The 23,865-nt window shown below is 43.9% G+C and carries 22 protein-coding genes; 8 read left to right on the top strand and 14 right to left on the bottom strand.

The window, feature by feature from the left end:
- The first annotated feature begins 209 nt into the window (after positions 1 to 209).
- The gene (gene clpP / locus BY457_RS03745) at positions 210 to 893 is read left to right on the top strand and encodes an ATP-dependent Clp endopeptidase proteolytic subunit ClpP (RefSeq protein WP_010662020.1); all 684 of its coding nucleotides are present in this window, start codon (positions 210 to 212) and stop codon (positions 891 to 893) included.
- Positions 894 to 1,026: 133 nt separating this feature from the next.
- Positions 1,027 to 2,241, top strand: a complete 1,215-nt coding sequence (gene clpX / locus BY457_RS03740) for an ATP-dependent Clp protease ATP-binding subunit ClpX (RefSeq protein WP_106152176.1) — start codon at positions 1,027 to 1,029, stop codon at positions 2,239 to 2,241.
- Between the two features lie 78 nt (positions 2,242 to 2,319).
- On the opposite strand, the gene BY457_RS03735 is transcribed toward clpX, so the two are convergent.
- Positions 2,320 to 2,736, bottom strand: coding sequence for an OsmC family protein (locus tag BY457_RS03735; protein WP_106151993.1), 417 nt, complete (start codon positions 2,734 to 2,736; stop codon positions 2,320 to 2,322).
- 389 nt (positions 2,737 to 3,125) lie between these two features.
- Here BY457_RS03735 and BY457_RS03730 point away from each other — a divergent pair, with 389 nt between their 5' ends.
- The gene (locus BY457_RS03730) at positions 3,126 to 3,833 is read left to right on the top strand and encodes a Crp/Fnr family transcriptional regulator (RefSeq protein WP_106151992.1); all 708 of its coding nucleotides are present in this window, start codon (positions 3,126 to 3,128) and stop codon (positions 3,831 to 3,833) included.
- Between the two features lie 272 nt (positions 3,834 to 4,105).
- Here the strand turns inward: BY457_RS03730 and larC are convergent, their stop codons facing one another.
- Genes larC through BY457_RS03715 form a run of 3 tightly spaced genes read right to left on the bottom strand, consistent with a single transcriptional unit; the run spans position 4,106 to position 6,428 of the window.
- On the bottom strand, positions 4,106 to 4,912 hold the full coding sequence (larC, locus tag BY457_RS03725) for a nickel insertion protein (protein ID WP_106151991.1): 807 nt from the start codon (positions 4,910 to 4,912) through the stop codon (positions 4,106 to 4,108).
- A 5-nt stretch (positions 4,913 to 4,917) separates the two neighbouring features.
- A complete protein-coding gene (gene larB, locus BY457_RS03720) occupies positions 4,918 to 5,652 on the bottom strand; it encodes a nickel pincer cofactor biosynthesis protein LarB (RefSeq protein ID WP_106151990.1) in 735 nt (244 codons plus the stop codon).
- Positions 5,649 to 6,428 (bottom strand): exoenzyme S synthesis protein B, encoded by a 780-nt coding sequence (locus tag BY457_RS03715; RefSeq protein WP_106151989.1) that lies wholly within the window; start codon positions 6,426 to 6,428, stop codon positions 5,649 to 5,651. The genes larB and BY457_RS03715 overlap by 4 nt, the downstream gene beginning before the upstream one ends.
- A gap of 257 nt (positions 6,429 to 6,685) precedes the next feature.
- On the opposite strand from BY457_RS03715, the gene BY457_RS03710 reads away from it, so the two are divergent.
- Together BY457_RS03710 and BY457_RS03705 are read left to right on the top strand one after the other, a co-directional pair.
- Positions 6,686 to 8,335, top strand: a complete 1,650-nt coding sequence (locus tag BY457_RS03710) for an AMP-binding protein (RefSeq protein WP_106152175.1) — start codon at positions 6,686 to 6,688, stop codon at positions 8,333 to 8,335.
- Between the two features lie 615 nt (positions 8,336 to 8,950).
- Positions 8,951 to 9,787: an MBL fold metallo-hydrolase gene (locus tag BY457_RS03705; RefSeq protein WP_106151988.1), complete on the top strand. Its 837-nt coding sequence runs from the start codon at positions 8,951 to 8,953 to the stop codon at positions 9,785 to 9,787.
- A gap of 5 nt (positions 9,788 to 9,792) precedes the next feature.
- Here the strand turns inward: BY457_RS03705 and BY457_RS03700 are convergent, their stop codons facing one another.
- The 7 genes from BY457_RS03700 to BY457_RS03670 all read right to left on the bottom strand — a co-directional run bounded on the left by BY457_RS03700 (position 9,793) and on the right by BY457_RS03670 (position 16,381).
- Positions 9,793 to 10,308: a dihydrofolate reductase gene (locus BY457_RS03700; protein WP_258176569.1), complete on the bottom strand. Its 516-nt coding sequence runs from the start codon at positions 10,306 to 10,308 to the stop codon at positions 9,793 to 9,795.
- A complete protein-coding gene (locus BY457_RS03695; RefSeq protein ID WP_106151987.1) occupies positions 10,308 to 11,102 on the bottom strand; it encodes a thymidylate synthase in 795 nt (264 codons plus the stop codon). The genes BY457_RS03700 and BY457_RS03695 overlap by 1 nt, the downstream gene beginning before the upstream one ends.
- An 86-nt stretch (positions 11,103 to 11,188) precedes the next feature.
- Complete coding sequence (locus BY457_RS03690) at positions 11,189 to 12,307, bottom strand: endonuclease/exonuclease/phosphatase family protein (RefSeq protein WP_106151986.1); 1,119 nt, start codon at positions 12,305 to 12,307, stop codon at positions 11,189 to 11,191.
- Between the two features lie 12 nt (positions 12,308 to 12,319).
- Positions 12,320 to 13,213, bottom strand: coding sequence for a rhomboid family intramembrane serine protease (locus BY457_RS03685; RefSeq protein WP_106151985.1), 894 nt, complete (start codon positions 13,211 to 13,213; stop codon positions 12,320 to 12,322).
- Positions 13,214 to 13,221: 8 nt separating this feature from the next.
- On the bottom strand, positions 13,222 to 14,055 hold the full coding sequence (locus BY457_RS03680) for a rhomboid family intramembrane serine protease (RefSeq protein WP_106151984.1): 834 nt from the start codon (positions 14,053 to 14,055) through the stop codon (positions 13,222 to 13,224).
- 74 nt (positions 14,056 to 14,129) lie between these two features.
- On the bottom strand, positions 14,130 to 16,007 hold the full coding sequence (gene mutL / locus BY457_RS03675; protein WP_106151983.1) for a DNA mismatch repair endonuclease MutL: 1,878 nt from the start codon (positions 16,005 to 16,007) through the stop codon (positions 14,130 to 14,132).
- Positions 16,008 to 16,051: 44 nt separating this feature from the next.
- Positions 16,052 to 16,381 carry a hypothetical protein gene (locus BY457_RS03670; protein WP_106151982.1) on the bottom strand — a complete coding sequence of 110 codons (330 nt, stop codon included), beginning with the start codon at positions 16,379 to 16,381 and terminating at the stop codon, positions 16,052 to 16,054.
- Between the two features lie 186 nt (positions 16,382 to 16,567).
- On the opposite strand from BY457_RS03670, the gene BY457_RS03665 reads away from it, so the two are divergent.
- Together BY457_RS03665 and BY457_RS03660 are read left to right on the top strand one after the other, a co-directional pair.
- Positions 16,568 to 18,106 carry a YifB family Mg chelatase-like AAA ATPase gene (locus tag BY457_RS03665; RefSeq protein WP_106151981.1) on the top strand — a complete coding sequence of 513 codons (1,539 nt, stop codon included), beginning with the start codon at positions 16,568 to 16,570 and terminating at the stop codon, positions 18,104 to 18,106.
- 97 nt (positions 18,107 to 18,203) lie between these two features.
- Positions 18,204 to 18,878 carry an inorganic pyrophosphatase gene (locus BY457_RS03660; RefSeq protein WP_106151980.1) on the top strand — a complete coding sequence of 225 codons (675 nt, stop codon included), beginning with the start codon at positions 18,204 to 18,206 and terminating at the stop codon, positions 18,876 to 18,878.
- A 52-nt stretch (positions 18,879 to 18,930) separates the two neighbouring features.
- Here the strand turns inward: BY457_RS03660 and BY457_RS03655 are convergent, their stop codons facing one another.
- Positions 18,931 to 20,772, bottom strand: a complete 1,842-nt coding sequence (locus BY457_RS03655; protein WP_181256337.1) for a methyl-accepting chemotaxis protein — start codon at positions 20,770 to 20,772, stop codon at positions 18,931 to 18,933.
- A 219-nt stretch (positions 20,773 to 20,991) separates the two neighbouring features.
- On the opposite strand from BY457_RS03655, the gene BY457_RS03650 reads away from it, so the two are divergent.
- Positions 20,992 to 21,660 carry a 2-C-methyl-D-erythritol 4-phosphate cytidylyltransferase gene (locus BY457_RS03650; protein ID WP_106151978.1) on the top strand — a complete coding sequence of 223 codons (669 nt, stop codon included), beginning with the start codon at positions 20,992 to 20,994 and terminating at the stop codon, positions 21,658 to 21,660.
- Positions 21,661 to 21,740: 80 nt separating this feature from the next.
- On the opposite strand, the gene BY457_RS03645 is transcribed toward BY457_RS03650, so the two are convergent.
- On the bottom strand, positions 21,741 to 22,826 hold the full coding sequence (locus tag BY457_RS03645) for a 3-oxoacyl-ACP synthase III family protein (protein WP_106151977.1): 1,086 nt from the start codon (positions 22,824 to 22,826) through the stop codon (positions 21,741 to 21,743).
- Positions 22,827 to 22,846: 20 nt separating this feature from the next.
- On the bottom strand, positions 22,847 to 23,764 hold the full coding sequence (locus tag BY457_RS03640; RefSeq protein ID WP_258176568.1) for a UDP-2,3-diacylglucosamine diphosphatase: 918 nt from the start codon (positions 23,762 to 23,764) through the stop codon (positions 22,847 to 22,849).
- Between the last annotated feature and the right edge of the window lie 101 nt (positions 23,765 to 23,865).

The raw sequence follows: 23,865 nt of genomic DNA, 5'->3' as shown, positions 1-23,865 counted from the left end.
GAGTGCTGATTGTTTTAACCTGGAAATATTTCTGTCGCCGGAAACTTTTAGTTTTTTCGATGGTTATGTTTTCAGGTTAAAATTTTTTCAGGGGTTCAAAAGTGGCACTCCTGAAATCTCAAAATATTTCGGTACAATACCCGGAAGGTTTGTTTGAGTGAACCAAATTATTTCTAAATTAGCAAGTTGTTAAACTCAAAACAGAAGATATGATTGATCCAAAAGATTTTCAGAAATATGCGACCAAACACATGGGTATTAATAGTTTGGTGCTTGACAAATATACTGCTATCACAAGTAGCTACATATCACCTACCATTATTGAAGAGCGTCAGTTGAATGTGGCCAGTATGGATGTATTTTCGCGGTTGATGATGGACCGGATTATTTTCCTTGGTGTACCCATCGATGATTATGTAGCCAATATTATTCAGGCTCAGTTGTTGTATCTCGATTCTGTTGATTCTACCAAAGACATCAGTATTTACTTTAATACCCCCGGTGGATCGGTCCATTCAGGATTGGGAATATATGATACCATGCAGTTTATCTCTTCTGATGTTCAAACCATTTGCACCGGTATGGCTGCAAGTATGGGTGCTGTACTTCTGACTGCCGGAGCTAAAGGTAAGCGTTCTGCCCTTACACATTCCCGGATTATGATTCATCAGCCTATGGGTGGTGCTCAGGGACAGGCTTCTGATATAGAGATTACCGCACGGGAGATATTGAAGCTTAAGAAAGAATTGTATGAAATAATTGCGGAGCATTCAGGAAATACTGTCAAGAAGGTTGAGAAAGATTCTGATCGTGACTATTGGATGACCGCCGAAGAGGCTCAGAAGTATGGAATGATTGATGAGGTTCTGAAACGTACCAAGGATAAAAAGTAAACTGAAGATGGCTTAGGCCTGATTGCTCAATGATTTTCGTTGCTACAGATTCATCTTTGCAATAAAATACCCGGGCTATAATCAGGTTAATATTGAGGAGCCTTATAATAAAGGAAGTAGAGGAAAAGTTTTTATGGATAAGTGTTCATTTTGCGGGAGAAGCAGGAAAGATACGAATTTGTTGGTAGCCGGTATTTCCGGACATATTTGCGACAGTTGTATCGAACAGGCGCATTCTATCCTGGAAGAGGAGATGAAAAAGAAGAGTTCTTTCGATGTGGGAGAGCTCAAGCTGTTGAAGCCGGCTGAGATTAATTCTTTCCTGAATCAGTATGTGATTGGTCAGGACGAAGCCAAAAAATATCTGTCTGTTGCTGTTTACAACCACTATAAGCGACTGTTGCAAAAGGATGATGGGGATGAGGTAGAGATCGAAAAGTCTAATATTATTCTGGTTGGTGAAACCGGTACCGGAAAAACGCTTTTGGCTCGCACCATTGCCCGCATGTTGCATGTTCCTTTTACCATTGTGGATGCTACAGTCCTTACTGAAGCTGGTTATGTGGGTGAGGATATAGAAAGTATTCTCAGTCGATTGCTTCAGGCTGCCGATTACAACACTCAGGCCGCAGAAAAGGGTATTGTTTTTATCGACGAGATTGATAAAATTGCGCGCAAAGGTGATAACCCCTCCATCACTCGTGACGTGTCCGGGGAAGGTGTTCAGCAGGGTTTGTTGAAGTTGCTGGAGGGATCGGTCGTGAATGTCCCGCCTCAGGGGGGGCGTAAGCATCCCGATCAGAAAATGATTCCCGTGGACACCAAAAACATCCTCTTTATCTGTGGAGGTGCCTTCGATGGTATTGACCGGAAAATTGCCCAACGACTGAACACCAAAGTGGTAGGATATTCGGCTAGCCGTGACAAGGAGGATATCGATGAAAGCAACCTGTTGCAATATATTGCCCCGCAGGATTTGAAATCTTTTGGATTAATTCCGGAAATTATCGGTCGCCTGCCTGTGCTTACCTACCTCAACCCTCTGGACAGGGGAACTTTGCGCAGAATTTTGGTGGATCCCAAAAACTCTATTATCAAACAATACAAAAAACTCTTTGAGATTGATGGCATTGAGTTGGAGTTTGATGAAGACGTATTGGATTATATCGTGGATAAAGCGGTTGAGTTTAAGTTGGGTGCACGAGGACTGAGATCCATCTGCGAAACTATTATGATCGATCATATGTTCCATACTCCATCCAAAAAGACAAAGAAACTTACCATTAAACTCGACTTTGCCATGGAACGCATTGAGCGGGTAAATATGGGGCGACTAAAAGCCAGTTGAGCTGAAAGTCGTTAACAGAAAAAATAAAAACCGGTGCGAGGGCTGCTCACACCGGTTTTGCTTTTTTGTATCCGAAGGTTATTCTTCAATTCGTATCTCAGTGGTTAATTCCATTGCCTTTTTATATACTTCCGATACGCCGCAATATTTCTCTTCCGATAAACTTACCGCTTTTTCAATTTTGTCTTTGGGTAGGTTCTTTCCCTTAAAGGTATAGATTACATGCATCTTATCGTAATGCTTCGGATGTTCTTCAGTCATGTTGGATTCTACCGTTACATTAAAGTCTTCCAACTCCACGCGCATTTTCTTCAGAATGGAAACAACATCCATCCCTGTGCATCCAGCCAACGCAAGCAGCATCAGTGGTTTTGGACGAATTCCTTTATTTTCCCCACCCACGGACGGGTCGGCATCCAATACCACCTTGTGACCGTTCATTTCTGTTTCGAACGACATGTTTCCTGTCCAGTTCAAGTCTAATGATGTCTTCATATTATCCGTTTTTTAGTTTTCTATAGATTGTTTATATTAGTGATAATGTTAACCAATTTCAAGAAAATGTTATCTGTAAAACAAATAAAATGTCTTTGTGTTTAAGTATTAACATATATACATTTTACGATTTTAGTGCAAATATAATCTTTCTTTTTATATTTGTATTGGGTAATGACAGATGTCACTGTTCGCCACCGGATGTGTACCCGCAGGAAATCTTGTTAAAACGTTTTTCATTAACGATTTAAAGTGATGGAGAGAGGTGCCCGGATTGCTTTATGGAAGTATTTACCCGCAGACATTTTTGTTTTGGAGTTATTGGGTTTGGAATTGAAAGTTATCCCTTATAAACAGCACCAGCATATTGGTTAAAAAATCCACGTAAAATGAAAAGATCCCAGGAACAAGTTAATGTTGAAGAAATTGATCTGAAATCCTTTGATATATTTAATGGCTTGACGGATGCTGAAATAGAATCCTTGAGTCAAAGCCTTGTTTGTACAAGTCATAAACGAGGGTCTGTCATTTATGATGAAGGCAGCCGGATAAATGGCTCGTACATTGTGGCAGGAGGGGTTCTTAAAATATATAAAACAGGTTTTGACGGAAAAGAGCAGATCATTCGTTTTGCCAAAGGTGGCGATTTAATCGGGTTCCGCTCCATTGTCAGCGATGAATTGGCCTGTACTACCGCGAGGGTAATACAGGATGCCATATTATGCTATGTGCCCGGCGATATCATCACCAGTTTTATCAAAGGAAACCCTGAATTTGCCATGGCCCTGATGCGGCTGACATGCCGTGAGTTGGGTGAATCCAATAAATTCCTTACCGATATTGCACAGAAAACTGTTCGGGAGCGTTTGGCCGAAGTGCTGTTACTCCTGATGGATACCTTTGATTTGGATGAAGAGAATACACTTAAAATTTCGCTCACCCGCGAAGAACTTGCCAATATGGTAGGGACTGCTACCGAGTCTGTCATCAGACTTTTATCTGAATTTAAAGCCGATCATCTTATTGAGCTGAACGGACGAAAAATTAAACTGTTGAACATCCCCAAGCTTATTAAGATTGGAAATGTTTATGTGTAAATTTCATGGGGCAACGCCCCGGGCGATTGTTCTCAGGACGTTGACCAGGTGAAATATGGTTTTAGAATGAATTCCTTAAAAGGTTTATTACCATCATGGAAATGTAATTTTTTACTTATAAATCTCAACCCATGATGAAAAATAGTTTTGTAACCGGGCATAGTATCCGCCCTGAAAGGGCCCAAGCACCAGCATAGGGCACCGCCCTATGGTTAATAATAGCGGTCAAATCGGAGCCCTGAAGGGGAGAAAGCACCTTTTTTGTACCGACACTATTCAAACAAAGTAATTTTTAAAGGAGGAATGGGCAGATCTTTTGTTCCTCTGGAAAATCCTTCTTTGGTTTTTATGGATTTGGCCGGCAGAGGCTTGACTTCTGTTGCTTCCAAAGCAGATAATAATGCTGCCCCTGTGGGTGTGAAAAGCTCGGTTTCTATGGGCCCTGCCTGCGCTGGTATTTGATTGTTTTTTATCATTACAGCCGTTGCAGGCGCGGGGACTTTCAATGTGCCATGAGAAAAACTTATGGATCCGCCTCCCCAACTGACCGGTTCGGTAAGCGTGGCTTTTACCGGAGCTCCGAGTTCCTGTAAACCCATCACTGCTCCCATTACATCAATTAAAATATCCTGAGCTTCGTGCAACCAGGCTTCAGGTTCTTCATGGTCATGAGTATGGTGATGGTTTCCGTCATGATGGTGGTGATGCCCGTGATGGTGGTGATCTTCCATGTCGAAGTCGAAAGTTTCATGCGCCTCTTTTTCCGCTTTAATGAGGTGATTCAGCATTCGAAATCCGAATTCACGATAGGCCGGAAGAACCTTGAATTCTTCGAACAGGTGTTCCAGCAGGTGTGTGGCCCGGTGGCTTGATAAATGTCCGTGGTGATGTTCAACTTCAATAAACAGCCTGCTCGAACCGTCGCTGGTTTTGCGATGTCCCACAACAGCTCTTCCAAGCTTTTCGGCTGCGGCCTGCATGGCGTTGGTTACCTTTTCGGCGTCGGCGCCTGCGTCAATCAGGGCGGCGGCAAACATGTCGCCGGCGATTCCACCTTCGGGAGATATGAAAAGTTGCATATGTTTTATTTGTTTTTTGCGATTAAACCGGAAACAACGGCTGCTCTGATGCCTCCGTCTATGTTTACTACTGTCAGGTTGGGGGCACAGGATGCCAGCATGGAGGTTAGGGCGGCCTCTTTGGCTCTGAAGCCATATCCTACCGATGTTGGCACTCCAATGACTGGTAACGGAACAAGCGAGGAGACAAATGGAGCCAGGGCCCCTTCCATTCCTGCTACAACCACCACCGCCGAAACATTGTTTTTCATTCCTTCCATGACGGCATCAAGGACTCTGGTTGGGTGAGCAATGCCTCTGTCTTCAAATACATGCGGAGTCACGCCCAGTGCTTCCAATGCCAGTGCGCATTCGGCAGTAACCGGATGATCGGCTGCTCCGGCGCTGATCACCAGTACGTTGCCTCGCTTTTCAGGCAGGTCTCCGATGGCCAGCAACAAAGGTGTTTCCTGTATTTGGAAACGGCTTTTGAAGTGTTCGGAGAGCAAATGGTGGTGAGGACTTCGTGATATAAGAATACTGGAATGTTCGGAAAGAAATGCCTCTGCCATTTCGATGGTTTGTTCTTCCGTTTTGTATTCTCCGTATATTATTTCAGGGATATTGATTCGTGCACCCCTGTTGACGTCAGCAATATAATTCCTGGCGGTCTCCATCCATTCCAGTGAAAAGTGTTTTCGTGCCTCATCGCGCGAAAGTTCTCCTTTGGATATCTGATCGTAAAGTTCGTCAAATGTCATAATCCAAGTTTTTTGTCAAAAGCATTTTTTCGGGCTCCTTCCAGGTCAAGTGTTACAAAGGTAGCAATCTGTTTTCCTGTTTTTACAATCTTTTCCCGGAATTCCGGCTCAATAAGTTTCAGAAATGCTGCCTGACTCCTGCATTCTATTCGCAAATGGTCCTCGTCATCCAGGCGGCAACGTAAATGATGATCACCGGTGGTTTTGAGGATATATTGTTCTATCTCCCGGAGAATATTGAGTTTTTCAGTTGTAATCTCAACTTTATAATTGAATCTGGTGGCCAGACATCCTTCCATATTGGCAATGACCGGATCGGCTCCCAGGGTAATCGCTAACTCCCGGGCCTGTTCTTTGGTGATTTGCAGCTCTGCTAACGGAGATTTTACTCCTCCTTTACGAAGTGCTTTTACGCCCGGGCGATAGTTGGTGCTGTCTGATGCATTGGTGCCGTCAAAAACCGGAGCATCTTTGCGGGAGATCACGGGATGGATGATTTGTCCTTTGCAATGGTAGCACCGGTCAACCGGGTTTTTCAGGACATTTTGGTGTGGTTGCATCCGGATAATTTCCAGATTGTAACATCCCATATTTGCAGCTTGTTGTCTGATATCCTTTTCTGTTACTCTGTTAAATCCGTTGTCAATCCATACGGGGACCACATCCAGGCCTGCTTCCAGTGCACTTCCTAAAATTGCACTACTGTCAAAACCTCCCGAAAACATCAGGTAGAACCGATTGGTCTTTTTCAAATGATTGATTAGCTGGTCTTTCACGAGATAGCTTTTGTCTGTGTTGTAAAGTGCAATTTAGTAAAAAATAATGCAAAGCCGCTGGTAGAGAAAGAATGGAACTATTGAACAGAATAGGGGTTCGTATGTTTTTACTTATGAGTAGGTTAGTCAAATGTCGTTAACGGGTTTGGCAGATTTAAAAAAAAGTTGAACTTTTGCTTTTTCGTTTTTATGACACTCCCTGTCCCGTAAACAAAATTCTGCCTGATCTTATCAGGTATAACCAAAACAATCAAAAAATGGAACAAAACGGTTACATAGGGTTAGTGAAGTCCGCTTTGGAGAATTACTCCGAATTGCCGGCCTTCAGTGACTTTAAAGGTGATACCATCACCTTCCGTGAAGTTGGGAAGTATCTTTACCGTTGCCACCGGGTGTATAAAGCTCTTGGCATTAAAGAAGGTGATAAAGTAGCCTTGATTGGACGGAACTCAACAAACTGGGCACTTTCATATTTGGGAGCTGTTACTTATGGTGCAGTTGTCGTCCCGATTTTGCCGGACTTCAGCCCTTCTGATATCAACCATATTGTGAATCATTCGGGATCTGTCTTGCTTTTTACCACAGATAATATATTTGAAAAGATTGATGAGACCAAGATGCCCGGTCTGAAGGGTATTATATCGGTAAATGACTTTTCTGTTTTGGTTGATAACCATGAGAAAGTGCAGAAAGCAGTTGAAAAAGCGCGTCAGGAGGTTAAAGGGCTTGGAGACAGTTTTAATGTGAGTAAGATTAAGTTCTTTGAGCCAAAATCTGAGGATTTGATGGTTTTGTCATATACATCAGGTACGTCCGGTTTTTCCAAAGGTGTTTTGTTACCTCACCGAAGTATTTGGTCTAATGTCCAATATGCCCGTGATAAATTTGATGTGGTTCCCGGGGAGCGGTTTGTATCCTTCCTGCCTTTGGCACACGCCTATGGCTGTCTGTTTGAATTTTTATGGCCGTTTACTGAAGGATGCCATATTACATTCCTGTCACGCACGCCATCTCCGGCCATTATTACCGAAGCTTTCCGTAAAGTTAAGCCTCACCTGATTTTATCTGTGCCATTGATCCTGGAAAAGATTTTTAAGAAACAGATTCTCCCCAAGCTCGAGAAAGGTTCCATGAAGACCTTGTTGAAAGTGCCAATTTTGAATAAGGTCGTTTATGGAAAAATCAAGGATCGTCTGGTTGATGTGTTTGGTGGCGAATTTCGTGAAATGATTGTTGGCGGAGCGGCGTTGAATAGAGACGTGGAGCTGTTCCTGAGAAAAATCGGTTTTCCGCTTACCATTGGCTACGGAATGACCGAGTGTGGACCGCTGATTAGTTATGCTCCCTGGAACGGGACCAAGGCCCATTCTGCCGGACAGATTGTGCATCGAATGGAAGTAAAGATCGATTCGGATGATCCTTACAATAAGGTAGGAGAGATTTTGGTTAAAGGGGAAAACAACATGCTGGGCTACTATAAAAACAAACAGGCTACCGATGATATGATTGATTCCGATGGATGGCTTCATACCGGTGACCTGGGTGTTATGGATCAGGATAATTTTATTTTCATCAAAGGCCGCAGTAAAAATATGATACTGGGTGCCTCAGGTCAGAATATTTATCCCGAGGAAATTGAAGCCGTAATCAATAATAAGGAGTATGTTCAGGAATGTCTTGTAAGGGAGGACGACGGTAAAATTGAAGCTCTGGTTTATCCCGATTATGAATCCGTGGATGCTCAGAATCTTGGAGATGAGGATATTGAGAGAATCCTGCAAAATATAAAAAAGGAGGTAAATCAGGAACTTCCTGCCTTTATGAACATTTCCAAAATTGTGCTCTTTCCGGAAGAATTTGAGAAAACGCCTAAAAAGAGCATTAAGCGATATAAATATATGTCGTAGAATATTGAAACCCGGAAAGGCATTCATCCTTTCCGGGTTTTTTCTTTGTTTAAATCTAATTGATTTCGCATTTCGCTTTCACAGATGATATCATTATGTCTTCATCGGATAGCCAATCCATTTTTTGAGTTTTATTATTTCTACTTTACGACTTTAAAAAAGACAAGAATAAATGATTCCCGGAATCTGTATATACAGCCTGAAAGGCTAACTTAATTCAGCCCGGGGCAGCGCTCCGGAATTTTTGGAGATTTTTTTCATGCGGGCTGAAAGCCCAACTTAACTCAATATTATTGTTCAATTAATTGCCCTTACAGGGCGATAATACTAATATGCTTAAAATCCCAACGTGATACGTTGGGCTGGATTAAGCCGGACTTACAGCCCGAAAGAAATCACCATAAACAATTCAGACATTTACCATCAAGGTGGTTGATAACAAAATATGACTGCAAATAAACCCTTTAAGAATGCCGAGATTATTGATGTTGAAACATGTTTTTTTACTTTAGTAAAGTAGCATTATTCGCCCTTAAATATCCTTAAAGGTAGAAAAGGTTACACTGATTTTGTTATTTTTATAGATTGGTTTGACCGCATTTAATAATCTTAATTATGGAATCACCCAAAATAGATATTATCACATTGGTCGAAAACCTTGCCTATCAGCAAGGCACTAAAGGGGAGCACGGACTTTCATTTGTGGTGCGCACCGGTGACAGACAAATATTATTTGATACCGGACAAAGTGATTTGCTGGTGCAGAATGCCAAAAAAATGAATGTGGATCTTTCTGCTATTGATGCAGTGGTCATCAGTCACGGACATTATGACCATACCGGTGGTTTGCCTGCTTTTTTTGAGATCAATGACCATGCGCCTGTCTGGTTGAAATCAAAAGCCTTTGACGAAAAAATGTCGAAAAGTACCGGTACCCCTCGTTTTATAGGATTGGATCCTGAAGTCGCTGAACGATACAGAACTCGTTTTAGGACAGTTGAGCAGGTCACTGAGCTTGCTCCGGGATTGAAAATCGTACCTGAAATTGGCAGTTATTATGGATTTGAGCAACCGTCACAATCCATGCTCATAAAGCACGGAAAAACACTCAGTGCCGATCTTTTCGAGGATGAACTTTTTATGGTTTTTGAGCATTCGGAAAAGCTGGTTGTTTTTGCCGGATGTGCGCATCGGGGGATAGGTAATATTTGTCGTTCGGCAATGAGTCTGACGGGGTGTAATCAGATACAACTGGTTTTGGGCGGAACGCATCTTAAGGGTGCTTCAAAAGGGCGGATAGCCAAAACGGTAGATGCTTTTAGAGACCTGCAGGTGGAACATTTCGGGCTTTGTCATTGTACCGGGTTGCCTGCTTTTATGGAGTTTTCGCGTGTTTTTGAGGAGAAAGTGCGTTATGCTCATGTGGCCTCCCGTTTCGAACCGTTTGATTAGTCTTTTTATTTTCTACGATAATTAATGTATGAATAGTGAAGCCCGTTTTTGGGGTCTTCAAACGGGCCTTCTTTGCTATCCACAGCCCATTTTTCAGAACTGATTTCCGGAAACCAGGTATCAATTTCATCAAACCGGTGGTGAATGTGGGTGAGAATTATTTTGTCGGAAAGGGGAAAGAATATCCGGTAGATTTCACCTCCCCCAATCACAAAAACTTTCTCATCGGGCCGGACCTTTTCTTTTAAATCTTCAGGATTCGAAATTACCTCACATTCCGGAGCCGAAAAGTCCGGACGTCGGGAGATCACAATGTTACGACGGTTTGGCAAGGCTCCTTTGGGGAGAGCTTCAAAAGTTTTTCGTCCCATCACAATGGTGTTGCCTGTGGTAATGGCTTTGAAGCGTTTCAAATCAGCACTGATAAATGCGGGTTGATCACCGTTAATTCCGATTCCGTTGTTTTCGTCAGTTGCTACGATTAGTGATATTTCCATTCTCCTGAGTCTGTTTTCAAGCATTATACTGAGATTTGTCCTTTGATGTGTGGATGCGGATCGTAATCGCTCAGTTGAAAATCATCATATTTGAATCCGTCAATATCTTTTACGTCTGGATTGATGGTCATTGTGGGCAGATGTTTAGGGGAACGCGTAAGCTGCAGTTTTACCTGATCGATGTGGTTGAGGTAAATGTGGGCATCGCCCAATGTATGAACAAAGTCGCCGGGTTCCAGATTGGTGACTTGGGCCATCATCCTTGTGAGCAAAGCATAGGAGGCAATGTTGAAAGGGACTCCCAGAAAGATATCTGCACTTCGCTGGTAAAGCTGGCAGCTTAGCTTTCCATCAGCAACATAAAACTGGAATAATATGTGACAGGGGGGCAGCTGCATCTCATTCAACTGCCCAACGTTCCATGCGCTTACAATGTGTCTGCGTGAATCCGGATTTTTTTTAATGGAATCAATGACTTGTTTTAGTTGGTCGATGTGTCCGCCATGAGCATCGGGCCAGGAACGCCACTGATAGCCGTAGATAGGCCCCAGTTCTCCATCCTCCTTTGCCCATTCATTCCATATCCGGACTCCGTTTTCCTGAAGGTATTTCACATTGGTGCTTCCTTGAATAAACCATAAGAGCTCGTGTATGATCGACTTCAGGTGAAGCTTTTTGGTGGTAAGCAGGGGAAATCCTTCCTGCAGATCAAATCGCATCTGATGTCCGAAAACGCTGATCGTGCCCGTCCCTGTGCGGTCCTCTTTTTTTACACCTTCGTCAAGTACGCGTTGCAGTAATTCTTTGTATTGTCTCATGGTTAATCGTTGTTTTATCAAAATAAAATAAGGGCCCGGGTTTGTTCCGGTAAAACAGGCTTTATGCTTCCTGCGCTTTTGGGGAGTCAGGGCTCCCGGGCGGTTTGGTTTTCGGCTTCAAGTTCTATGATTGTTGATATTGGATAATGGTCTGAAAAATCGGTTTTATGCCTTTTAAAGTCATAAGAGTTAAAAGATGAGGCGTGAAAGATGTAATCAATTCGCAGTGATGGGAGCCTTCCGTTGTAAGTGCCTCCGAAGCCCTTTCCTGATTCTCTGAATGCATCTTTCAGGTTTCCCCGCATAGTACGATATACATATGATATGGGGGTGTCATTGAAATCACCACACACCACTACCGGATAAGGTGAATTTTCGATGTGACGGGAGAGAATCTCTGCCTGAGAAGATCTTTGAAGAAATGCTCTGGACATTTTATGGACAATCTCTTTGATGCCTTGCCTTTGCTGTTCATCCATCTCAAACTTCAGACTGTCAATGACGTTGAAATCATTTTCTTTGAATCCAATGGATTCCAGGTGGTTGTTGAAAATCCGTATTACTTTTCCATCTATATTGACATCAGAAAAAATGGCCATATTTCTGCTTTCACCAAAAGGAAGTGAGCCCTTGTTGATGATGGGGAATTTGGAAAATGTGGCAATCCCGTATCCTGTGCCACGACCATTGTCAAACCGGTATTCGATGTGGCGGTAGCCGAGTGCTCTGAACCTGGCTTTGGTTTGGTTGGGGTGAAAGCCTTCTTTCTTATTGGAGGTAAAATATTCCTGAAAGCATATGATATCAGGATTCTCTTCACGGATAAAGTCATAAATGCTTTCCGGCGTTTCCTCCATTCCCGACCATTCATAATAGTCGAACATTCTGGTGTTAAAAGACATGACTTTAACAGGAGTACTCATATCTTCGGGCGCTTTTTCTCCCGATAAACGAAAAACATTGTTCCATTGGTTCCAGCTAAGCGCCAGGACAATCAGGGGGATTATCAGCCGGGGACTTTTTCGGGCAATGTGGGCTATGAGAACCAGTAAATTAATCAGCCAGAGGGCCGGGAAGAGAAAACCAAGCAATGCCAGCACATGAATTCTGACAGGGCTGATGTAAATAACAGCCATGGAGGTCATCAGGCCAATGGCCAAAATGAGGGTAACAATTAATGATATGGAACGGAATAGACCTTTCAATTTCGTGAAAATTTAATTTTTATCCTGGCTGGCGTTAAAGAGCATTTGTTTTTCTTCCTTACTCAGACTGTCATAGCCACTTTGTTTGATTTTTTCCAGAATCCTGTCCAATTCTTTCTGCCGCCTTTGCTTCATGGCGTTGTATTCCATATCACTCATCGGACGGCTGTGTGTAACTCTTAGGTTCGATTTGCGCTTAAAGAGATTTCCGGATCGGGATGCCATTTTATCGAAGAAATTCCCGTTTATCCTGCCTTCCGAAAGTTTCCATCCATACAAAAGGCCTATGAGGGCACCCCCAATATGGGCCAGGTGTCCTCCTGTGTTTGCCATGCCCGGAATGCTTATCAGGTCGATGATAAATGCTCCCATAGCCAGATACTTTAACTTTACAGGCCCGATCAGGAACAAATAAACAGTGAAGTTTGGACGCACACGGGCCACTGCAAACAGTATGGCCATCACCGAAGCTGAAGCTCCCAGCAGGGATGATGATCCGCCCTGCGGATGGAATGCCGGGAGAAGGTTGAAGGAGAAAATATAAAGTGCTGCCCCGGCAAGTCCTCCCCATATGTATATGGTCAGAAGTTTGCGTACATCCACCAATTGGGCAAATAACCGCCCGAACCACCAGAGGTATAACAGGTTGAACAATATGTGAAAGAAATCATAATGCAAAAACATGTAGGTGATGAGCGACCAGGGACGAATAAGCAGCAATAACGGATCTGACGGAACAGACAGCCAGTTAATCACAATGCTTGCATATGCCATATCCAAACCGGATAGCAACAATATCAGCTGCAACAGTTTGATGATTATAAATACACCTGTATTGATGTATATCAGTCTGGTCAGTGTGGATCCCTGACGAAATGATTCTTTTATTTCTGTCCAGATGCTCATACTGCAAATTAATAATAAAATCCTTTATTCTTCCAGTATTTTATGAGAATGAATCCGAAGAGCATTCCTCCAAGGTGCGCCCAGTGAGCAACATTATCCATGCTGAAGTTTTGTACTCCCATGAACAATTCTATGGCTCCGTAAATGATGACAAAATACTTGGCTTTGATGGGGATTGGGGGGAATAACAACATCAGCTGAGTATTGGGAAACAGCATTCCGAAAGCCAGCAAAATGCCGAATACCGAACCTGAGGCTCCTACCGTTACAAAGCTGTTGAGGTATAGGTCACGGTATTTTATCATATATTCGCTGACGATGGCTTTCAGGTTTTCCGGATTTTCGTTGATGAGGCGTGTGAATTCATTGTTGACTGCTGCCGGGAGGGCTTTGTTCAAAAACGATTTGAGCGCTTCCGGCGAGGCATTGTTCATATCATGGGCTATGGCATCCAGCATTGGGGCTACCTCAATGTATTGTGTGAGGATATGTATCAGCGCGGCACCAACCCCGGTTACCATGTAGTAGAGAAGAAAACGCTTGGGCCCCCAGACTGTTTCCAGCATCCGTCCAAACATAAACAGTGCAAACATATTGAAAAACAGATGAGCGAAAATAATACCACCCGACGGGGAGTAGTAGGCATGTAAAAACATATAGGTGACAAATTGAGCCGGATTAAATGCCTCTGCCGTGGGCAGGTGTAATCCCAGATGTCTTTCAATTTGTATTCCGAATGTGCTGAACAGAACCAGACTCGCCACATAGAAAAGGACGTTGATGATAATAAGGTTCTTCACAACAGGCGTTAAACCACCAAAAGGGGATGTTCCTATACTCATTTTTCTGTTTTAAAAGTGTGTGAATGGCAATTTCAAAATCAATGCCAGTCAAAATATACTGTCAACCTTTTCTTTTAGCGAAATCGTTTCTCCAGCTCTTCATTGTCCAAAATGGAGAAAACTGTTTTTCCGCCGGGGGTAAAATTGGGCGCTGAACAAAGGAATAACTTATTTATCAATTCGGCCATCTCGGGCTGTGTTAAAAATTCTCCCGGCCGCATACAGGCATTTTGTGCCATAATGGTGGCCAATTGTTCCTTTATTTCGTTTTCCGGATCGACTTCGCCACTCTTGAATGCCTCTAAAATAGCATCTATAAGTCGCGGTGCATTTATGTTTTTGATAAACGACGGCTGACCGGTGACGGCAAAGGTGCGGTCGCTTTTTTCCTGTAACTCAAAACCGAAAACTCTCAGATCTTCATGAATATCTCTCAACAAAATGGCGTCTTCTTCATTAAATGAAATCTCCTCAGGAAAAAGAGACTGTTGTGAAACAGATGCTCCTGCCTGAATGTTCTTCAGAAAATCTTCGAACAGAATTCTTTCATGTGCCCTTCGCTGATCAATAATCATAATGCCCGATTTCACCGAGGTTATGATGTATTTGTTCTTAATCTGGAAATAGAGTGTACCGGTTTCATTTTTTTCTGATGAGGTGCCGGATGGGATAATCTGCTGTTCTCCTTCGTCCTCAATATTTTCTTTTGAGGGCAGGATGACTGTTTCGGGTTCATCATCTCTCCAGTCCTCTTCTCCGCCGGTTTCAAATCCTTCGTAGAGAGATTCCCAATTGGATGAGACGGGGGTTGCCTGGTGTGATGAGGCCGGTTGAGGTTTATCCATGTCAAAGGGGTTGTAATCCGGATTAATGCTCACCGAGGGAACCGAAACAGGATCATCTTTCCGGAAAGTGGGGATGGATATCTCATCGGTCTGATCAAAGTCGATGGATGGCACCATGTTAAATTTGCCTAAGGACTCTCTGACTGCAGCGCTGACTATTTTCCATACCGACCGTTCATCTTCAAACTTTATTTCAGTTTTGGTTGGATGAATGTTCACATCAATAAGCGACGGGTCGGTTTCGAAAAAAAGAAAGTAGGGAGGACAATGTTCTGCCTGCACGAGGTTTTCGTAGGCCACGGTAACTGCCTTGTGCAGGTACGGACTCTTCATAAACCGGTTGTTGACAAAGAAAAACTGATCGCCCATGGTTTTACGCGCAGTTTGCGGTTTCCCGATGAATCCGTGGATGTTCACCAGAGAAGTCTCGGTCTCCACCGGAATCATGTGGGCGCTGCTTTGTTTTCCCATGACATCGTTGATGCGTTGCAATAATTTTCCGGCAGGAAGCTTAAACAGCAGCTGGTCGTTGTGTGTCAGGGAAAAAGCTACATCCGGGTTCGCCAGTGCAATGCGCTGAAATTCATTTACAATGTGACGCATTTCGGTGGCTGTTGTTTTCAGAAATCTGCGGCGGGCCGGAACATTGAAAAAGAGATTCTTGATCATGAAATTACTTCCGGGACTACAGGTGACAGGTTCCTGTGTCTCCACCTGAGATCCGGAAATGAGAATTCTGGTGCCCAGTTCCTGTTCGTGAGGTCTGGTTTTAAGCTCCACCTGTGCTACAGCAGCGATAGATGCCAGCGCTTCTCCGCGAAAACCCATGGTGCGTATGGCAAACAGATCGTTGGCTTCCCTGATTTTTGAAGTGGCATGACGCTCAAAAGCCATACGCGCATCTGTTTCACTCATGCCGCATCCGTTATCAATAATCTGCACCAGCGTGCGACCTGCATCTTTAACAATGACTTGAATTTCGCTGCTTCCTGCATCCACCGCATTTTCAACCAGCTCTTTAATGATGGAGGCAGGACGCTGAATGACCTCTCCGGCGGCTATCTGATTGGCTACCGAATCGGGGAGTAATTGAATGATATCTGACATTGGCCTTCGCTTCTTCTTTCTTGATTCAGTTTTGGTTCAGGGGTTTACATTATAAACTGGCTGTACCATTCCGAGGCTGCATTCAGAAGGTAATAGAATATTACCATGAGCAATACGAGAATAATGATCAATCGGATATTGGATTTCTTTCGTTCACTGCGCCCCACTTCAAAGTGCGATTTGATGCGTCTGCGCATTCCTCCTCTGATTCTTTCCTTGTAAGCGCGTTCGTCACTTTGCTCTTCCACTTCAACACCCATCTCCTGTTTTATGCGGCGCACCCGCTCTTCCCGTTCTTCCTTTTCGGGATTGTAATATATGGGATCGTATTGAAATTTCCGGTGTTGCGGTATTTTAAAAAAGGTAATTCTCATAATCCTCCATTTAGATATACAAAAGTAATAAATCCCCAGCTTCTTTCAGTCTTTTTATTTCTTTCTCTTTTTGTTTTAATTTGTTCTTGTTTTGCTTCTTGTTTGGTTTTGTAAGAGAAACGCTCTGAGAGCTTTACTTGTTTAGATTTTTTGTTTAAATTGGGGGTTTAAACCAAACCCGTAACTATGTTAGTTAAAACTTTTGGTGCCGCAGTGACAGGCATTGATGCCATTACCATTACCATTGAAGTGAATGTTACCCGCGGTATCCGTTTTTTTCTTGTAGGACTTCCCGATAATGCTGTAAAAGAGAGCCAGCAACGTATTGAATCAGTTTTTAAAGAGCTTGGGCATAAATGGCCGGGTAAACGTATTGTTGTCAATATGGCTCCTGCCGATACCCGTAAGGAAGGATCCGCTTATGACCTCCCTATTGCTGTTGGTGTATTGGCCGCAGATGAACAGATTCTGGCCAATCGTATTTCCGAATTTATGATGATGGGTGAATTATCGCTCGACGGATCGGTTCATCCAATCAAAGGTGCATTACCCATTGCTCTTAAGGCGCGTTCGGATGGCTTTAAAGGGTTTATTGTCCCCAAAAAGAATGCCAGAGAGGCGGCTGTGGTCAAAGGAATTGATGTTTATGGAGTGGAATCTTTCAAAGAGGTTGTGGATTTTCTTACCGGCCGGTTAGACCTTCAACCTGAAGTGGTGGATACCGAAGCTGAGTTCCTCAGGGAGCAATCCAGAAGTGAGATTGATTTTGCAGATGTGAAAGGGCAGGAGAGTGTTAAAAGAGCTTTGGAAGTGGCTGCTGCCGGTGGACATAACATTATTATGGTGGGGAGTCCCGGATCCGGAAAGTCCATGCTGGCCAAACGCATACCGACCATTCTGCCTCCTTTGTCGCTGGATGAAGCTCTTGAAACTACCAAGATTCATTCGGTGGCCGGAAAACTTAGTGGTAATACCTCTTTACTTACGCGTCGTCCGTTCCGGAGTCCGCACCATTCCATAAGTGACATTGCGCTTGTCGGGGGCGGTTCTTACCCTCAGCCCGGGGAGATTTCGTTGTCGCACAACGGAGTGCTTTTTCTGGATGAATTACCTGAATTTAAACGGTCGGTGCTGGAGGTGATGCGTCAGCCGCTTGAAGACCGGACCATTTCCATCTCACGAGCCCGTTTTACGGTTGATTATCCGGCCAGTTTTATGATGGTGGCCAGTATGAATCCCTGTCCCTGTGGGTTTTATAATCATCCGGAGAAACAATGTGTTTGTGCCGGAGGGGTGGTGCAGAAATATCTGAGCCGTATCTCCGGGCCTTTGCTTGATCGCATCGATATTCATATAGAGGTGGTACCTGTGCCTTTTGAAAAACTGGCAGGGCAGAAACCTGCTGAAAGTAGTGACCTGGTTCGCCAACGGGTTATTAAAGCCCGAAGGATTCAGTCGGAGCGTTTTATGAAATTTCCCGATGTTCATTGCAATGCCCAGATGAATACAAAGCTCCTGGCCCGATTTGCCACCCCTGATGAAGGGGGACAGGCTATTTTGAAAAATGCCATGGAAAAGCTTGATTTTTCTGCACGTGCCTATGATCGTATTCTCAAAGTGGCCAGAACCATCGCTGACCTCGAGGGAACGGAAGATGTTGAATCATATCATGTGGCTGAGGCCGTGCAATATCGTAATCTTGACCGTGCCGGATGGGCTGGATAATCGGAAATAATGCTTTTCTTTGCAACAAATCAAAAGAATTATTGGTTACTTGCTTAGGAATGAACTAATTTTGACTAAAAAGAAAAAAGATCGCATTATGTCAGCTAACAGCTTAATGGATCCTATCGGTAGGCTTATGGGACTTAGATATAAATCGCACCCCTGGCATGGGATTGACATCGGGGATAAAGCTCCCGATATTTTGAATTGTTTTATTGAGGTGGTTCCCACGGATACCATCAAGTATGAAATTGATAAGGTAAGCGGATATCTGCGCATTGACAGGCCGCAGAAATATTCCAATGTGAGTCCTACTTTGTATGGGTTTATTCCTCAAACTTATTGTGGGAAAAATGTAGGTAATTTCTGTAGTGAAAAAACCGGGAAGAAGGATATTAACGGTGACGGTGATCCTTTGGATATTTGTGTGCTGACAGAAAAAGACATCACACACGGAGATATTATTGCCGAAGTGATTCCGATCGGCGGGCTGCGAATGATTGACGGAAATAAAGCGGATGATAAAATTATTTCAGTTTTGAAAGGCGATGTCGTTTATGGAGATTTTACCGACATTTCGGATCTTCCCGAGTTGGTTATCCGACGGCTCAAACACTACTTTCTGACCTACAAGGACATGCCTGGAATGAACAGGGAATCGGAGATCACCCATATTTACAATGCCGAAGAGGCAAGAGAGATTATCAAGCTGGCCGGCAAGGATTATGAAGCCCGGTTTGAGAACTTGAGAAATGCTCTGAGTAATTATTAACAACAAAAAAGCCGCGAAAAGCGGCTTTTTTGTTGTTATCAGTTTTGTTTTACTACTGGTCAATGCTGAAATAACTGATGGCTTTTCGAAGACTTTCAATCTCTTCAGAAAATTCATGAGCCATCCCATTGATGTTTTCGGAAGTTTGGGCATTCATTTGCGAAACCTTATCCAGTTCCATCAGGGCATTGTTGATTTGTGTGGCACCGGCATCCTGCTCTTTGGATGCAGAGGCAATTTCGAGCACCAGTTCGTTCGATTTGTTAATCTTAGGTAACAAGTCAACAAATATCTGCATGGCACTTCGTGCGTTATCCACACTGTTGGTTGACAGCTGATTGATTTTTGATGCATTTATGCGGCTGCGCTCTGCGAGCTTTCTTACTTCTGCCGCTACCACTGCAAACCCGCGTCCCTGCTCTCCTGCTCTGGCCGCTTCAATGGCTGCGTTAAGTGAAAGGATGTTTGTCTGGCGGGCCACATCTTCGATGAGTACCACACTTTCATAAATATTCTCAATCGCAGTCACAGCTTCCCGAAGAATTTTTTCTCCGTTTTGGGCATCTCCGGCAGCTTCGGAAACCAGTCTTTCTGTTTGGCGTGCATTGTCCGCGTTCTGACTGATGTTGGAACTCATCTGTTGCATGGATGCGGATAGCTCCTCCGTAGAACTGGCTTGTTCTGTAGCACTTTCCGACAGTGATGCAGCTGAGTTGTTCATCTCTTCACTGCCAACATGTACTGTTTCGGCTGCGTTCATTGCCTGATGAATCATTTTTGATATCTCATCTTTCATGGCTCCAAACGCATTGGCCAACTGACCCAACTCGTCTTTCCGGGCGGCAAAGGAGCTGCGGATGGTTCCTGTCAGGTTTCCGTCGGCAAACTGTCTTGCCAGGGAGGAAATCTCCACAAGAGGTGCGGTGATATTTCCCGCAAGCCATAAAACCACGAAAATTGTGATGGCAAGAAAGATGATACTCAGGATGATACTGGTGGTTTTAATGGGTTGGATGATGGCCAGCAATTCTGTGGTGGGAGCTACCAATATGGTGGTTAATCCTGTGTTCCCAACAGGCATGGATACCATTTCGTAGGATTCCCCATTGAATTCATGGCCGGTGGACAGGACAGACTCTTCCTTCCCGGTTAACTGATTAGTAAGCTCAGGTGTCAGGATTGTAGAAATATTGCTGTTGATCTCCTCTTCATCACCCGAAATCAGGATCTTTCCGTTTGGATCCACCATCCACATCAGACTGTTTTCGGTAATTTTTTTACTGTTGAAAACATTTACAATGGCAGTGGGATCAACACCTACTCCTGCAACTCCTACCGGATTTTCCGGGTTTCCCATCAGAACATTGTAAAAAAACAGAGTCTGATTCAGTTCTGCGTTGTAATCGTAACTCAGTGCGCTCTTCTGGCCTGATTGAAGAGACTGAAAAAACCAGGAATCATCCTCATCATTAGGATCGACCGTGTCGATGAGTTTGAAGTTCTCGGTGTAATAGTTGCCGGTAAATTTGTTGACTGCAAAGGCAGATGGGTATCCCATCTTTTCGGCAAACATATCAATTTTGCTTAATGCCAACTGCCCGAGTGTAGTGTCGGCTTCAGATGACTGAAACCATCTGATGAGCAACGGGTCATCGGCCAGGGCCATGGAGGTTTCCATACCTTTCTCCAGTTGCGTTTTCAGGTCGCTTTGTGCTGCCTGAACAAATGCCGTAAGCTGTTTTTCGCGGACATCTTCCAGCAAAGTGCTTTTGACAGTGGAGTAGCTGATGACTGATTGGATGATAATGATCGCCGCAATCAGGATTCCGAATGAAACCAATAACTGGTCTCTTAACCGCTTAAAGCGATTGAGTGAAGTAAAATTTAAACCCATAGTAACCCATTTTTCAAAAAGAATACCGGACATATACGCAGGTAACAATTCAAGGTTTGGGAGTTTTTGTTTTTTATGATTCCGCAACAATCACTAACAACTACAGAACGAATTAATTAGAAAGGTTGGATGCGACAAAAAAGGTTAGAGCGGTTGGGTGAATAGGGGGGGGAGAATGAGTTTTATCGTTATATTTGTGAGAACAGAATAAATCTTAAGATGATTGGGAATACAGTAATCATAGTTGCCGGAGGCCGGGGACTTCGTATGGGTCAGGATATTCCAAAACAGTTTATTCGTGTTGGTGGCCGGCCGGTGTTGATGCACACCATGGAGCAGTTTTACGGTTATGATGACTCAATTGAGATCATTTTAGTCTTGCCGGAAGATCAGTTTTCCTATTGGAAGGCACTTTGTAGAAAGTTTGATTTCCAAATGCGGCATCAACTTGTTCGCGGGGGAGAAACGCGCTACAACAGTGTTAAAAACGGGCTGGAGGTTGTCTCGGGTGAATTGGTGGCAGTTCACGACGGGGTGCGGCCATTCGTTGCTCCTGAAACGATTAAACGTTGCTTTCACGCAGCCGAAATATACGGAGCGGTAATCCCGGTTATGGAGTTGGTTGATTCTATCCGTAAAGTGAATGGACCCAACAGTGAAATGCGTCCCAGATATGCTTACAGGAGTATTCAGACCCCTCAGGTTTTCCGGACTTCCGTCCTAAAGAAAGCTTACGAATTGCCCTTTAGCCCTGATTTTACTGATGACGCTTCTGTAGTGGAGGCTGCCGGCTATGAGATAACATTGGTTGAGGGAAACCGGGAGAATGTGAAAATTACCACACCATTCGATCTTGTGGTGGCTGAAGCATTCCTGAAAAGCAAATAGGGAAATTCCCTTTTTGCTTTTCAGAAAACTAACCCAATCCTTCTATTGGCTACTGACTAAAAACTACTGACTGTTTCGGCTCAGGGCATTTTGTACATAAATGCATTGATGTTCATCCCGGCTCCCACAGAGGTCATCATTACATAGTCTCCCGGATTTAGAGCATGTCCCTCCATCTGGTTTTTTGTTACCAGGTCGTAAAGAGTTGGTACAGTCGCCACACTGCTGTTCCCGAGCGTGCGTATGGTCATGGGCATGGTGCTGAAATCAGCCTCTTTCTCTCCGTATAATCTGAAGATACGTTTAAGAATAGCCTCATCCATCTTTGCGTTGGCCTGGTGAATAAGCACCTTGCTGACATCCTTGAGGGTGAGATTATTTATTTCAAGACATTCCTGCGCCACCAGCGGCACATAGGTAAGTCCGTAGTTGTAAACTTTTCGGCCCAGCATCTTCACGTATTTTTGATCATGCCTCAACTCCGGATTGTAGGAATCGCCCATCATTAAAAGGTCCAGATGTTCTTCGGTATCCGTGCGGGTCACATGCTTGAGCATGCCCACCGGCTCATCGCTTTCTACAGCTTCCAGAACTACTGCTCCGGCGCCATCCGCAAAAATCATGGAATCACGGTCGTGAGGATCCATGGCCCTGCTTAGTGTGTCGGCTCCGATGACCAGGGCGCTTTTGGCATCTCCTGATTTGAGATAATAGTTTGCCTGAATCATAGCTTGTGTCCATCCCGGACAACCGAAAGTCATGTCATAGGCTACGGCTTTATGACTCTTTATTCCCAGTTTCTTCTTTACACGCGATGCCAGTGTGGGCATGATATCGGGGTAGAGGCTTCCGCTTTTCATATCTCCCAGATTATGTGCTATGATGATGTAATCCAGCTTTTCACGGTTGAAACCGGCATCTTCAAGAGCCTTTTCGGCAGCAATGGCAGCAATGTCAGAAGTGGTGTATTGTTCCTCTGCAATCCGACGCTCCGATATATCGGTAATTTGTTCAAACTTTTCAGCAATTTCTTCTCCGGGGGTTTCTATTTTTGTGCCGTCTTCATTGTAAAACGATTGACCCACAAACTTTTTGTTTGGAACAACCACCGGGGGCAGATAACTTCCCGATCCGGTGATGACCGAATATAGATTTCTGGTATTCATGATGTTTTGTAATTGGTTGATTATCCTTGATAGTATTTCAGTTCCAGCGTTTCCCCGTCCCATTGAGCGTACGAGAAATGGTGTACCCAGTCGCCCAGGTAGCATACTCTGCTGTTTTCTGCAATTTTTAGGTTGATGGCCACATGACGGTGACCGAAGATGAAATAGTCGAAGTGTTCTTTCTTTAGGGTGTTTTTTGCAAATTTGATGAGCCATTCATTTTCTTCACCCTGAAATTTTGCTGTTTCGGCTTCCTGGTTGCTTTCCCGGCTTTTACGACTCCAAAAATGAGCTATGCCCACCCCCAGGTCCGGATGTAACCACTTGAAAAGTTTTTGAGCCAGATTATTGGTAAACAGTGCTTTGAGTCTTTTGTATGCTTTTTCATCCGGTGTAAGTCCGTCGCCATGGGCCAGAAAGAATTTTTTTCCGTCGATGACAGGGAAATAAGGACCTTTGTGAACGATAACACCTGTTTCTCGGGGGAGATAATCGAACACCCAGATATCGTGGTTGCCGGTAAAAAAGTGAACCGGAATTCCGCTGTCTGTTAGTTCGCATAACTTTCCCAGAAACCTGGTGTGCCCCTGGGGTACCACATGTTTGTATTCAAACCAGAAATCAAAGATGTCGCCCATGAGATAAACTTCAAGTGCATCTGCCTTGATTTGATCAAGCCATGCCACAAAGCGAAGCTCATGTGCACGATGATCGCTGATAGTAGGGGCTCCCAGATGTGCATCCGAGGCAAAGTATATTTTCTTTTTCTGCTCCAAATCCGGAATTTCCGTTTTCTGTTTCAGCGGACAAAGATATCTGTTTTTAATTTGATTCGCCAAAAAAATGGCAAGTTCCGGTAGTTTATGGATTAGTGGAATATCTTGTTCGAAAAGGCGATCGGAAACTATTTGGAAAGAGTGAGGCAGATTTGCCTGCATCTACTCCATCGCTCTGAGACTTTCAGTGTGGAAATGTCAGGTCTTTTCATTAAAAAACCCCACTGGAAAATTTCCAGTGGGGTTTTTATTAATATTTTAAC

Source organism: Marinilabilia salmonicolor (assembly GCF_003003035.1).
Classification (GTDB): domain Bacteria; phylum Bacteroidota; class Bacteroidia; order Bacteroidales; family Marinilabiliaceae; genus Marinilabilia; species Marinilabilia salmonicolor_A.
The sequence above is the reverse complement of the archived record's forward strand: the minus strand, read 5'-3'. Positions and strand labels throughout refer to the sequence as shown.

Bases quoted from the DNA above. Each gene is read 5' to 3' on its own strand.
- BY457_RS03700 (WP_258176569.1), bottom strand. From the start codon at position 10,308: ATGCTTGAAAACAGACTCAGGAGAATGGAAATATCACTAATCGTAGCA.
- clpP (WP_010662020.1), top strand. From the start codon at position 210: ATGATTGATCCAAAAGATTTTCAGAAATATGCGACCAAACACATGGGT.
- BY457_RS03685 (WP_106151985.1), bottom strand. From the start codon at position 13,213: ATGAGCATCTGGACAGAAATAAAAGAATCATTTCGTCAGGGATCCACA.
- BY457_RS03710 (WP_106152175.1), top strand. From the start codon at position 6,686: ATGGAACAAAACGGTTACATAGGGTTAGTGAAGTCCGCTTTGGAGAAT.
- larC (WP_106151991.1), bottom strand. From the start codon at position 4,912: ATGCAACTTTTCATATCTCCCGAAGGTGGAATCGCCGGCGACATGTTT.
- BY457_RS03680 (WP_106151984.1), bottom strand. From the start codon at position 14,055: ATGAGTATAGGAACATCCCCTTTTGGTGGTTTAACGCCTGTTGTGAAG.
- clpX (WP_106152176.1), top strand. From the start codon at position 1,027: ATGGATAAGTGTTCATTTTGCGGGAGAAGCAGGAAAGATACGAATTTG.
- BY457_RS03655 (WP_181256337.1), bottom strand. From the start codon at position 20,772: ATGGGTTTAAATTTTACTTCACTCAATCGCTTTAAGCGGTTAAGAGAC.
- BY457_RS03665 (WP_106151981.1), top strand. From the start codon at position 16,568: ATGTTAGTTAAAACTTTTGGTGCCGCAGTGACAGGCATTGATGCCATT.
- BY457_RS03650 (WP_106151978.1), top strand. From the start codon at position 20,992: ATGATTGGGAATACAGTAATCATAGTTGCCGGAGGCCGGGGACTTCGT.
- BY457_RS03670 (WP_106151982.1), bottom strand. From the start codon at position 16,381: ATGAGAATTACCTTTTTTAAAATACCGCAACACCGGAAATTTCAATAC.
- BY457_RS03640 (WP_258176568.1), bottom strand. From the start codon at position 23,764: ATGCAGGCAAATCTGCCTCACTCTTTCCAAATAGTTTCCGATCGCCTT.
- mutL (WP_106151983.1), bottom strand. From the start codon at position 16,007: ATGTCAGATATCATTCAATTACTCCCCGATTCGGTAGCCAATCAGATA.
- BY457_RS03705 (WP_106151988.1), top strand. From the start codon at position 8,951: ATGGAATCACCCAAAATAGATATTATCACATTGGTCGAAAACCTTGCC.
- BY457_RS03660 (WP_106151980.1), top strand. From the start codon at position 18,204: ATGTCAGCTAACAGCTTAATGGATCCTATCGGTAGGCTTATGGGACTT.
- BY457_RS03695 (WP_106151987.1), bottom strand. From the start codon at position 11,102: ATGAGACAATACAAAGAATTACTGCAACGCGTACTTGACGAAGGTGTA.
- BY457_RS03730 (WP_106151992.1), top strand. From the start codon at position 3,126: ATGAAAAGATCCCAGGAACAAGTTAATGTTGAAGAAATTGATCTGAAA.
- BY457_RS03735 (WP_106151993.1), bottom strand. From the start codon at position 2,736: ATGAAGACATCATTAGACTTGAACTGGACAGGAAACATGTCGTTCGAA.
- BY457_RS03645 (WP_106151977.1), bottom strand. From the start codon at position 22,826: ATGAATACCAGAAATCTATATTCGGTCATCACCGGATCGGGAAGTTAT.
- larB (WP_106151990.1), bottom strand. From the start codon at position 5,652: ATGACATTTGACGAACTTTACGATCAGATATCCAAAGGAGAACTTTCG.